The 10,634-nt window shown below is 72.4% G+C and carries 11 protein-coding genes; 5 read left to right on the top strand and 6 right to left on the bottom strand.

Annotation, left to right across the window (positions count from 1 at the left end; translation table 11 throughout):
* Positions 1-75 precede the first annotated feature (75 nt).
* Positions 76-1,086, top strand: a complete 1,011-nt coding sequence (locus tag ACIP84_RS32845; RefSeq protein WP_401802902.1) for a quinone oxidoreductase family protein — start codon at positions 76-78, stop codon at positions 1,084-1,086.
* A gap of 221 nt (positions 1,087-1,307) precedes the next feature.
* Here ACIP84_RS32845 and ACIP84_RS32840 read toward each other — a convergent pair whose 3' ends face one another.
* Positions 1,308-1,994, bottom strand: coding sequence for a response regulator (locus ACIP84_RS32840; protein ID WP_401802900.1), 687 nt, complete (start codon positions 1,992-1,994; stop codon positions 1,308-1,310).
* On the bottom strand, positions 1,991-2,941 hold the full coding sequence (locus tag ACIP84_RS32835) for a HAMP domain-containing sensor histidine kinase (RefSeq protein ID WP_401802897.1): 951 nt from the start codon (positions 2,939-2,941) through the stop codon (positions 1,991-1,993). The genes ACIP84_RS32840 and ACIP84_RS32835 overlap by 4 nt, the downstream gene beginning before the upstream one ends.
* Positions 2,942-3,154: 213 nt before the next feature.
* Here ACIP84_RS32835 and ACIP84_RS32830 point away from each other — a divergent pair, with 213 nt between their 5' ends.
* Together ACIP84_RS32830 and ACIP84_RS32825 are read left to right on the top strand one after the other, a co-directional pair.
* Entirely contained in the window at positions 3,155-3,625 is a 471-nt protein-coding gene (locus ACIP84_RS32830; RefSeq protein ID WP_355965151.1) for a TrkA C-terminal domain-containing protein, read from the top strand.
* Between the two features lie 7 nt (positions 3,626-3,632).
* Positions 3,633-4,898, top strand: coding sequence for a cation:proton antiporter (locus ACIP84_RS32825; RefSeq protein WP_401802895.1), 1,266 nt, complete (start codon positions 3,633-3,635; stop codon positions 4,896-4,898).
* Between the two features lie 95 nt (positions 4,899-4,993).
* On the opposite strand, the gene ACIP84_RS32820 is transcribed toward ACIP84_RS32825, so the two are convergent.
* On the bottom strand, positions 4,994-6,424 hold the full coding sequence (locus ACIP84_RS32820) for a flotillin family protein (RefSeq protein ID WP_401802892.1): 1,431 nt from the start codon (positions 6,422-6,424) through the stop codon (positions 4,994-4,996).
* A gap of 138 nt (positions 6,425-6,562) precedes the next feature.
* Positions 6,563-7,057 carry a hypothetical protein gene (locus tag ACIP84_RS32815; RefSeq protein ID WP_401802890.1) on the bottom strand — a complete coding sequence of 165 codons (495 nt, stop codon included), beginning with the start codon at positions 7,055-7,057 and terminating at the stop codon, positions 6,563-6,565.
* Positions 7,058-7,255: 198 nt separating this feature from the next.
* Here ACIP84_RS32815 and ACIP84_RS32810 point away from each other — a divergent pair, with 198 nt between their 5' ends.
* Positions 7,256-7,660 (top strand): BlaI/MecI/CopY family transcriptional regulator, encoded by a 405-nt coding sequence (locus tag ACIP84_RS32810; protein WP_401802888.1) that lies wholly within the window; start codon positions 7,256-7,258, stop codon positions 7,658-7,660.
* Positions 7,661-7,665: 5 nt separating this feature from the next.
* A complete protein-coding gene (locus ACIP84_RS32805) occupies positions 7,666-8,697 on the top strand; it encodes a M48 family metalloprotease (RefSeq protein WP_401802886.1) in 1,032 nt (343 codons plus the stop codon).
* A gap of 15 nt (positions 8,698-8,712) precedes the next feature.
* Here the strand turns inward: ACIP84_RS32805 and ACIP84_RS32800 are convergent, their stop codons facing one another.
* Together ACIP84_RS32800 and ACIP84_RS32795 are read right to left on the bottom strand one after the other, a co-directional pair.
* On the bottom strand, positions 8,713-9,168 hold the full coding sequence (locus ACIP84_RS32800) for a tellurite resistance TerB family protein (RefSeq protein ID WP_030322780.1): 456 nt from the start codon (positions 9,166-9,168) through the stop codon (positions 8,713-8,715).
* Positions 9,169-9,241: 73 nt separating this feature from the next.
* Entirely contained in the window at positions 9,242-10,489 is a 1,248-nt protein-coding gene (locus ACIP84_RS32795; RefSeq protein ID WP_401802883.1) for an SLC13 family permease, read from the bottom strand.
* Positions 10,490-10,634 lie beyond the last annotated feature (145 nt).

Raw genomic sequence — 10,634 nt, 5'->3', positions numbered from 1 at the left:
CACGGGGTTGGTGGCGGATGAGCCGTTGATCGCCATCAACGGTGTGGGTGGGGAACGAGCCGTTATCGGAGGGTCATGCGAGCGATTCAGGTGTACGAAGTGGGCGGTCCCGAGGTGCTGCGGGAGGCCGAGGTGGACCAGCCGCGGCCGGGTCCGGGCGAGGCGGTCGTGGAGGTCGCCGCATCGGGCGTCAACTTCCTCGACGTCTACCACCGCGAAGGCCGGTACAGTCTCCCGCTGCCCTTCACCCCGGGCGCTGAGGGCGCCGGCACGGTCGTCGAGGTCGGACCCGGCGTCGCTGACGTCGCCGTCGGGGACCGGGTCGGTTGGGTGGAGATTCCCGGCACGTATGCCGAGCGGGCCGTCGTGGACTCCTCCCGGCTGGTGCCGCTGCCCGACGACATCGGCTTCGAGACAGCCGCCGCCGTGCTCCTCCAGGGCATGACCGCGCACTATCTCGTCAAGGACGCCTACCCGGTTCAGGGGGGCGACACGGTGCTCGTGCATGCGGCTGCCGGCGGCATGGGGCTGCTTCTGACCCAGCTCATCACCCATCTCGGCGGCAGGGTGATCGGCACGACGTCGACCACGGCGAAGGCCGAGCTGGCGAAGCGTGCCGGGGCCGCCGAGGTGATCCTCTCCTCCGCGGTCGACGATCTCGCCGCCGAGGTGAGGCGGCTCAACGGCGGTCAGGGACTGCCGGCCGTCTTCGACGGCGTCGGCGCGGCCACCTTCGACGCGAGCCTCGCCAGCCTGCGAACCCGCGGCCATCTCGTGCTCTTCGGCGCGGCAAGTGGTGCCGTGCCGCCGTTTGATCCGATTCGGCTCGCCCACGGTGGTTCGCTGACCCTGATCCGGCCCAGCCTCGGGGACTTCATCGCCGATCGGTCCGAACTGCTCCGACGGGCCGCCGAGGTGTTCGAGTGGGTGCGCTCCAAGGCGCTCGAGGTCACCGTGACGGGCCGCTACGCGTTGTCCGAGGCCGCCCAGGCCCACAGCGATCTGGAGGCTCGGCGTACCACCGGCAAGCTGCTCGTCGTACCCGATGCGGCCGCTGTCGGACGCCGCGAGGAGACGCAGAGCTGATCGCGGGTGACGAGGTGGGGGATCTGGAGCCCGAGAGCTCAAGGGCGATGACGATCGGCCTCGCCCTTGAGATCTCGGGCTCCCCGATCCCCGACGCCGTCAGGCACCCGGCAGGCCAAGATCAAGTTCTGGCGGGGTGCCGGCGTATCCGGGTCACACCCGTCCAAGATCCCTGAGCCGAAACCCGGCTCACCCGTCCACGACCTCCCGGGACAGAGCACCTAGGGCTCGATCAGGCCCACCCGGATCGCGTACCGGGTCAGCTCCAGGCGGTCCCGCATGCCGAGCTTCTGGAGGAGGTTGGCGCGGTGGCGTTCCACCGTCTTCGGGCTGATGACGAGGAGGTCGCCGATCTCCTTGGAGCTGTGGCCCTCCGCGACCAGCTTCAGGATCTCCTCCTCGCGCTCCGTGACGGCCTTGTCCGGCAGGGGCCTGCCCTGTTCGGCGCGGTCGAGGTAGGTGCGGATCAGGGCCGTCTCCGCGCCGGGGTAGATGAAGGGCTCGTCGCGGACCGCCGCCCGGCAGGCCTCCACCAGGTCGCGGTCCGCCACCGACTTCAGGACGTAGCCGCTCGCGCCGGCCTTCAGGGCCTCGAAGAAGTACTGCTCGTTGTCGTACATCGTGAGGATCAGGATCCTCAGCTCCGGCTGGAGGCGGCTGAGTTCGCGGGCCGCCTGAAGACCGGTCATGCGGGGCATCGAGATGTCCAGGACGGCCAGGTCGACGGCCTCGGAGCGGGCCAGGGCCACCGCCTCCGCGCCGTCCGCCGCCTCCGCGACGACCGTCAGATCCGGCTCCGCGTCCAGGATCAGGCGCACTCCGCCGCGGACCAGCGCGTGGTCGTCCGCGAGGAGGATCCGGGTGGGGGACGGGGGTGCCGGGGCCGGGGGAGGTGTGGGGGCCGTCATGGCGTCGCCTTACCGCTCGGAGTGCTCAAGTGGACTTCCGTACCGCCGTCTCCGCCTTCGCGGATCGTCAGCTCCGCGCCGATCAGCAGGGCCCGCTCCCGCATGCCGCTGAGGCCCGCGCCGTCCGGTGCCCGGCCGATTCCCCGGCCGTCGTCCTTGACCAGGAGGCCGACCCCGCCGTGGGGGAGCCGGCGCAGACGCAGATCCACCCGGGCCGCGCCCGCGTGCCGCGCCGTGTTGGTGAGGCCCTCCTGCGCCACGCGGTAGAGCACCAGCTCCGTCGCGTGGTCGAGCTTCGGGAGGCCGGACTCGATGTGGGCCCGTACCGTCAGGCCCGGCGTCGAGAACTCCGAGGCCAGCGATCTCAGCGCGCTGTGCAGCCCCAGCTCCTCCAGCACCCCGGGGCGCAGCCGGCGCGCGATGCGGCGGATCTCGTCCAGGCTCGTCCGGGTCGTCTCCTGCGCCTGGTGGAGTTCGGTGCGCAGCTCCACCGGAGCGTGGTTCGCGGCGTGCTTCAGCTGGAGCAACACCGCCGTGAGGGTCTGCCCCACCTCGTCGTGCAGCTCCTGCGCGATCCGCCGCCGCTCCTCCTCCTGCGCCGAGAGGACCCGGGCGGTGCTCACGGCCCGCTCCGCCTCGAGCCGGTCGAGCATCGTGTTGAACGTACGCGTCAGGTCGGCGAGCTCACCGCGCCCCGCCACCGCCGCCCGCCGCCCCGGCCTCAGCAGGTCCGCGGTCCGCATCGCACGGGTCAGACGCTGGAGCGGCGCCAGGCCGAGCCGCAGCAGGAACGCGTTCGCGAGGAGCATCACGACGAGGCCCGCCACGAGCACGACCGCCTCACCCAGGAGGACGGGTGTGGAGACGGTGACCGGGCCCAGCAGCAGCAGTACGGCGACGACCAGCACCGAGGCGTCGAGAAGGAAGATGCGCCAGTACAGCGACACTTTCGCCACTCTCTCCCTTGGCCTGCTCCGAGCCTCTGACCTGCGGCGGGATCCATGTCCCCGCCTCATCCTGACCAGTTTCCCGTGCCTTGTCCATCCGTGCCGACACCCATGTTCCGGGCCTCCCGGCGGGTGGCACGATGGCTCCCGACCACCGACCTGATCACCCTTTGACATGACAATGGAAGGGACGGGCCCTTGCCTGCTCCGCGGATGAGAACGACACCCCTGCCCGGCATAGGCGTGCAGTACGACCTCACCACCCGGGAGCACCGCCAGCTGTCGGTCATCGCGCACCGCGACGGAACCCGGACCGTGAACGTCTACCGGGGCGACGACCCCGACGCCTGCGCGCAGTCGCTCCACCTCACCGAGGCCGAGACCGCCTCGCTGATCGACGCGCTGCTTCCCGCGCACCACAACCCCAACGTCCTGCACACCACCGACCTGGGGCTCGTCGCCGAACGCATCGAGCTGTCCGCCCACTCGTACTGGAACGGGCGCCTGCTCGGCGAGACGCGGATGCGCACCGACGCCGGCGCCTCCATCGTCGCCGTACTGCGCCGCTCCGGGGCCGTACCGTCCCCGACGCCCGCCTTCCGGTTCGCCGGCGGCGACACCCTCATCGTCATCGGCACCCGCGAGGGCGTCGACGCGGCCGCCGCGATCCTCGGTCGGGAGTGAGGGCGGCGTGCACTCCGCGGTCTTCCTGATCGAATTCGGCGCCATCATCCTCGGTCTCGGCCTGCTCGGGCGGCTCGCCGGCCGGTTCAGCTTCTCCCCGATACCCCTCTACCTCCTCGCCGGGCTCGCCTTCGGCAAGGGCGGCCTGCTGCCGCTCGGCACCAGTGAGGAGTTCGTCGCCATCGGCGCCGAGATCGGGGTGATCCTCCTGCTCCTGATGCTCGGCCTGGAGTACACGGCGAGCGACCTCGTCTCCAACCTCAAGACCCAGTACCCGGCCGGGCTCGTCGACTTCGCCCTCAACGCCCTGCCCGGCGCCGCCGCCGCGCTGCTCCTCGGCTGGGGACCGGTCGCCGCCGTCGTCCTGGCGGGCGTCACCTGGATCTCGTCGTCCGGCGTCATCGCGAAGGTCCTCGGGGACCTCGGACGCCTCGGCAACCGCGAGACACCGGTCATCCTCAGCATCCTGGTCCTCGAAGACCTCGCGATGGCCGTCTACCTGCCCATCATCACGGCCCTGCTCGCCGGGGTGGGGCTTGCGGCGGGCAGCGCCACGCTCGCCATCGCGCTGGGGGTGGCCGGCGCCGTGCTGTTCGTCGCCGTCCGCTACGGACGGCTGATCTCGCGGTTCGTGTCCAGCGACGACCCGGAGAAACTGCTGCTCGTCGTCCTCGGCCTGACGCTGCTCGTCGCCGGCGTCGCCCAGCAGCTCCAGGTCTCCGCGGCCGTCGGCGCGTTCCTCGTCGGCATCGCCCTCTCCGGGGAGGTCGCCGACGGAGCCCACGCCCTGCTGAGCCCCCTGCGCGATCTCTTCGCCGCGGTCTTCTTCGTGTTCTTCGGGCTGCACACCGACCCCGCCAGCATCCCGCCGGTGCTCCTCCCGGCGTTCGCCCTGGCCGTCGTCACCGCGCTGACCAAGATCGCCACCGGTCACTGGGCCGCGCGCCGCGCCGGCATCGGGGTCAAGGGGCGCTGGCGGGCGGGCGGCACGCTGGTGGCGCGCGGGGAGTTCTCCATCGTCATCGCGGGCCTCGCCGTCACCGCCGGGGTGCAGCCCCAGCTCGGGCCCTTCGCCACGGCGTATGTGCTGATCCTCGTGGTGATCGGGCCGCTGACCGCCCGTTACACGGAGCCGATCGCCGCGTACCTCCTCCGAGGGAGGCGACGGAAGCCGTCGGCCTCGGAGGGTGTGCCCGTACGGGAGCCGGAGACGGGACCCGAGCCCGAGCGCGTGCGTGTACCCGAGCCCGGGTCCGCCTCCGACCGGGTGTGAACGCGGGAGGCCCGACTCGGCCGGAGGCCGGACCATTCGGCTGCGACCGCTGCGACCGCTGCGACCGCTGCGGCGGCTGAGTCCGCCCGGACCGCTCAGCCCGCGATCTCGATCGATTCGCCCTGGGGCGCGGTCCGCTCCACCGGCTGGTTCCCCGGCCGCTTCCGGGTGATGCCCTGGAGCAGCTGCGCGAGGTCCACCCCGGTCGTGGAGGACAGGAGCTCCATGCCCTGGGCGACGTTGTCCGCGACCGTACGGGACAACTGGCCCGCCCCGTCCGTGGAGATGACCGTCATCTTCTCGACGGCCGACAGCGGCTCGGACGCCTTGGCCACGACCTGGGGCAACACCTCGACGAGCATCTGGAGGACGGCCGCGTCCCCGTACCGGGCGTAGGCGTCGGCCTTCTTCTGCATGGCCTCGGCCTCGGCGGAGCCCTTCGCGGCGATCGCCGCGGCCTGGGCCTCGCCCTCGATGCGTACGGCGTCGGCGAGGGCCGCCCGGTGGGCCTTCTCGCCCTCACCGGTGAGCCTGGCGCGCTGGGCGTCCGCCTCGGCCTCCTTGACCAGGGCGATACGGCGGGCCTCGGCCTCCTGCTCGGCCTGGTAGCGGGCGGCGTCGGCGGGCTTGCGGACCTGGGTGTCGAGCTGGCGGTCCGTCAGCTCGGCCTGGCGCGCGGCGACCTTCTCCTGCTCGGTCAGGATGTCCTGCTGGCGGGCGGCCTCCGCGAGCGGGCCGGCGGCGTTCGCCTGGGCGGCGGCCTCGTCCGTCTGGGCCTTGATCTCGGCCTGCTTCAGGTAGAGGGTCCGCTGCGCGACGGCGATCTCCTCCTCCGCCTTCAGCCTCGCCTGCTCGGCGGCGCGCCGCGCGACCGCCTCGGCGATGTCCGCCTCCTGCTTGGCGCGGGCGGCCTCGGGGCGGCCGAGGTCCTCCAGGTACGAGCCCTCCGTGGTGATGTCCTGGATCTGGAAGGCGTCGAGGACCAGGCCCTGGCCGGAGAGGCTGGCCTCCGCCTCCTCGGCGACCTGACCGGCGAAGGCGGCCCGGTCGCGGATGATGTCCTCGACCGACATCCGGCCCACGATGGATCGCAGGGCGCCCGACAGCACCTCCTGGGTGAATCCGACGATGCCGTCCTGCTGCATCAGGAACCGCTGCGCGGCCGCGCGGATCGAGTCCTCGGTGCCGCCGACCTTGACGATCGCGACGCCTTCGAGGTTGGCCTTCACACCGCGCAGGGTGACCGCGCCGCGCACCGCGACCGGGATGTGCCGGCTGGACAGGTCGAGCGTGAACTTCTGCTGGACGAACGGGACGACGAACACACCGCCACCGACCACGACCTTCTGGCCGCTGTTGTCGGTGAACACCCGCCCCGTGGCCGGGTCGGTGGCCTTCTTGCCGCGCCGGCCGGTGATGATGAACGCCTCGCTGGGGCCCGCCACCTTGTAGCGCGTGACGACGACGAGGCCGAGCAGGACGACGAGGACGACTATTCCCACGACAGCGGTCAGGACAGGGCTCATGCGGAAATCCTTCGAATGAGGTGAGCGAAACCGAGCGGATCGGTCGAAGTGAATGAGAGGAACGGGATGAACGGGATGAACGAGGGGGAGAACTCAAGGAAAGGAGCAGCGGATCCGGTGGCGGCGCAGCGGCCGAGGTCAGCGCTCCACTGCGCGGACCGTGACCGACGTCGCCGACGACACCGACTCCACCCACACCTCGGCGCCCCGCTCGACCGGCGCGGCCGCCTTCGCCGCGTACTTCACGGGCTGGCCCGCCAGATACAGCAGCACCTCGCCGTAGCCCCCGGCCGGAATCGCCGTGACGACCGCCCCCGACGTGCCCGTCAGGTCCTCGCCCCGCGGCGCCGGAGCGTCGCCGTCCCGGAGCAGCGCCCGGCTGAACCACCAGGTCGCCCAGCCCACCAGGGCGCCCGCGGCGATGCCCGTGAGGGTCGCGACGACCGCTCCGGCACCGGCCGCGCTGATCGCGATCGCGCCGGTGAATCCGAGCGCCGACACGAATCCGGCGATCACGGGGAGCGAGAGGAATCCGTCGAGGCCGCCGCCGATGCTTTCCAGGACGCCGTCGAGGACGAGGGAGAGCACCAGGACGATCAGCCCCGCGATACCGAATCCCAGAAACCATTCCACGCGCCGATCCCCCTTTGACTCCCCGCGATGATTCCGCGCGGTGATTCCCCGCGATCCTCCGCTATTCCTGAATTGTTCCATGTAAGGAGCGCGTAGGACATGGGTGCCGGCACCCATTGATTCCCGGGAGCGGCCCGGCCGTTCAGTACGATGGGCTGCTGTTCTTCGGTGGAGGAGTCCTAGGTGGAGGAGGGTGTCGTGGCGGACCGGAGCGAGGGCGGCGCGGAGCCCTCCGCGCGCAGGCGCGGGCAGGGCGAACTGGAGTCCCAGGTGCTCGCCGCGCTGCGCGAGGCGTCCGAGCCCGTGCCCGTGGCATGGGTACGGGAGCGGCTCGGCGGCGGTCTCGCCTACACCACCGTCATCACCATCCTCACCCGCCTCCGGACGAAGGGCGCCGTCGAGCGCGAGCGCGCCGGCCGCTCCTTCCGGTGGACGGCGGTCGCAGACGAGGCCGGGCTCGCCGCCCTGCGGATGCGGAAGGTGCTGGACGCGGAGGCGGACCGGCAGGCGGTCCTCGCCAGTTTCGTCACCGGCCTCTCACCGAACGAAGAGCGACTCCTTCGTGAACTGCTCTCCAAGGCCGCAGAGGAGGAGGAAGGCTAGCTGTCATGGGAGTCTTCGTCTTCCTTCCCCTGGTCCTTCCGCTCACCGCCTGGCCGGTCGCCCGCCTCGCCGAGCAGCGGCTCCACCCCCGCACCGCGACGCGACTGCTGGCCGTCGTCGCCGGTGTCTCCGCGGTGTGCAGCACCCTCTGCCTCGGCCTGCTCATGATCGTGGGCACCGCCCAACTCCCCGGCAACCCCCTCCCCGACAGCTGGTCGGACCCCGACGTGCGCGCCGCCCTCCCGTACGACGAGATCGCCGGCCGCGCGGCCATCCCGGCGCTGCTCGCCGTGCTCGTCTCGTGCGGTGCGGCGGCCTGGCGTCAGGTGCGGGTACGGCGCCGGGTCGAGGCGGCACTGGCCGGGCTGCCACCGACGCCCGTCGCGGTGCTGCCGGACCGCACGCCGTACGCGTACGCCGTGCCCGGCGGCCCGGTACGGGGCGGGGCCCGGGGGCCCGGCCGCCACAAGGTGCGGGGCAGGGGCAGGGGCAGGAGCAGGGACCGGGGCGGGGGCAGCGGCACGGGCGGCCGTGTCGTGGTGAGCACCGGGATGCTCGCGGGCCTCGCCCCCGCCGAACGGCGGGCGCTCTTCGCCCACGAGCGGGCCCATCTGGCCGGGCGGCACCACCGCCACCTCCTGACGGTCCATCTCGCGGCGCGTGCCAACCCCTTCCTGCTGCCACTGCGTACCGCCGTCTCCTACACCGCCGAGCGCTGGGCCGACGAGGAGGCGGCCGCCGAGGTCGGCAGCCGCCGCTCCGTCGCCCGCGCGATCGGCAAGGCGGCCCTCCTCGCGCCCCGTGCTCCCGCCGCAGCCCTCCCCGCCCTGACGGGCGGGGACGCCGGCCCGGTGCCCCGACGGGTCGCGGCCCTGATGCGCCCGGCTCCGGCGGGCCGCGCGTGGCCGCCGGTCGGCACGGCCGTGGGTCTCGCCGCCTGGTGCGCCGCCTTCGGCGCGACCGTGTCCGCCCTGTCCTCGGCGAACTCGGCGGTCACGCTCTACCTGGTGCTGCGCGGGGCCGCCTCGCCGATGTAGCCGCGGGAGCCCCCGTCAGAGGTCGAACTCGTGCGGCGGCAGGTCCAAGGTGAAGCAGGCCTCGCGGACCACCGCCTGCTCCGTCTTGTCGAAGTCGCCGTCGGCGCCGCCGATGACGATGCCGATCTGGATGACGGCGCGCGCCTCGGCCGGCTTCTTCTTCGCCTTGGCGATCTCCTGGAGCACGCTCACCTTGCCGAAGTCGAAGTCGGCCGTCAGCTTGTTCAGGTTGTCGTCGAAGCGGCGCTGAAGGTCGAGCGCGTCGAAGTTCTGCAGCACCTCGTTGGTCGAGATCAGCTGCGCGACCCGGCGGCGCTCGGCGGGGTCGATCGTCCCGTCGGCGGCGGCGACCAGCGCGCACATGGCCATGCTCGCGTCCCGGAACGCGCCGCTCTTCAGGTCGTTCTTCTTCGCCACCAGCTGGGTCTGCATCGTCGATGCGGATTCCTTGATGCGGTCCCACAGGGCCATGAGCACTCCAGACGTCGATTGCTTCTACGGACTTGTAGAACGCAGCGGTGGGACGTGGAGTTCCCGCGGACCGTCAGACGCCGAGGAGCTGGAGCGAGGCCCACAGCGCCACCGTCGAGGCGGAGAGGGTGGCCGGGACCGTCAGGAGGCCGAGGCGGGTGAACTCGCCGAGGGCGACGGGGTGGTCGTGCTCGTGGGCGATGCGGCGCCAGAGCAGGGTGGCGAGGGAGCCGGCGTACGTGAGGTTGGGGCCGATGTTCACCCCCAGCAGGACGGCGAGCACCGCGCCGGGTCCCGAGGACGCCGCGAGCGGGACCAGGGCGAGCGTCGCCGGGAGGTTGTTGATGAGATTGGCCAGGATCGCGGCCACGGCGGCGAAGCCGAGCAGGGCCGGCAGCGAGGAGCCGTCGGGGAGGACATGGGCGAGGGCGGTGCCGAGCCCGTTCTCGACGACGGCCCGCACGACGATCCCCAGCGCCAGGACGAACGCCAGGAACGGCAGCGCCGCCGAGCCCACGAGTGCGCGTGGAGTGGTGCTGCGGCGGGCCAGCGCCCGTATCCCGAGCACGGTGGCGCCCGCCGCGGCCGCCCACGCCGGGTCCACGCCGGTCGCCGAGGCGAGGGCGAAACCGCCCAGGGTTCCGGCCACGGTCAGCAGGGCGAAGAGGGGGACGGCCACCCGGCCCGGCGGGTCGGTGGGGGTGGCCGCGGCGGCCAGGTCGCGCGCGAAGAAGCGGCGGAAGACGCCGTACTCGACGGCGATCGCGGTGAGCCAGGGGAGCAGCATCAGCAGCGCGAACCGGGTGAAGCCGAGCCCGGTGGCCGTGAACGCGAGCAGGTTCGTGAGGTTCGAGACCGGCAGGAGCAGCGAGGCCGTGTTGGACAGATGGGCGCTCGCGTAGGAGTGGGGCCCGGGCCGGACTCCCATCCGGCCGGCTGTCGCGAAGACCACCGGGGTGAGCAGGACGACCGTCGCGTCGAGGCTCAGGACCGCGGTGATCAGCGAGGCGAGGGCGAAGACGGCGCCGAGCAGCCGCTGCGGACGCCGGCGGGACCAGCGGGCCATCCAGGTTCCGCAGGCCTGGAAGAGTCCCTCGTCGTCGCAGAGCTTGGCCAGGACGAGGACGGCCGCCAGGAAGCCGATCACGGGACCGAGACGCTCCGCCTCCTCGCGTACGGCCTCGGGGGTGACCGCGCCCACGGCGAGCACGGCGCCGGCGGCGGGTACGGCGAAGACCGCCTCGGGCAGGCGGAACGGGCGGACGACGGCACAGACCAGCACCACGGCGAGGGCGAGCACGGAAACGGACGGAGCGAGCATGCGTTCGATCATCCGGGTCGGCCGGAGCGGATCTTCAGGGGGGTGCTCGGCGGGGCTCTCCGCCGCGCTTCCGCGACGTACTCCCGCCCCGTGCTTCCGCCTCCTGCTTCCGCGACGCCCGTCCTCGACGTACTTCCGCGACGCC

The sequence above is a fragment of the Streptomyces sp. NPDC088707 genome (assembly GCF_044752725.1).
GTDB lineage: Bacteria > Actinomycetota > Actinomycetes > Streptomycetales > Streptomycetaceae > Streptomyces.
Note: the sequence above shows the minus strand (reverse complement) of the source record. Positions and strands in the feature narration are given on the sequence as shown.

Excerpts from the sequence above, each read along its gene's own strand:
- ACIP84_RS32845 (WP_401802902.1), top strand. The coding sequence starts at position 76 with ATGCGAGCGATTCAGGTGTACGAAGTGGGCGGTCCCGAGGTGCTGCGG.
- ACIP84_RS32840 (WP_401802900.1), bottom strand. The coding sequence starts at position 1,994 with ATGACGGCCCCCACACCTCCCCCGGCCCCGGCACCCCCGTCCCCCACC.
- ACIP84_RS32830 (WP_355965151.1), top strand. The coding sequence starts at position 3,155 with ATGAGAACGACACCCCTGCCCGGCATAGGCGTGCAGTACGACCTCACC.
- ACIP84_RS32820 (WP_401802892.1), bottom strand. The coding sequence starts at position 6,424 with ATGAGCCCTGTCCTGACCGCTGTCGTGGGAATAGTCGTCCTCGTCGTC.
- ACIP84_RS32805 (WP_401802886.1), top strand. The coding sequence starts at position 7,666 with ATGGGAGTCTTCGTCTTCCTTCCCCTGGTCCTTCCGCTCACCGCCTGG.
- ACIP84_RS32800 (WP_030322780.1), bottom strand. The coding sequence starts at position 9,168 with ATGGCCCTGTGGGACCGCATCAAGGAATCCGCATCGACGATGCAGACC.
- ACIP84_RS32795 (WP_401802883.1), bottom strand. The coding sequence starts at position 10,489 with ATGCTCGCTCCGTCCGTTTCCGTGCTCGCCCTCGCCGTGGTGCTGGTC.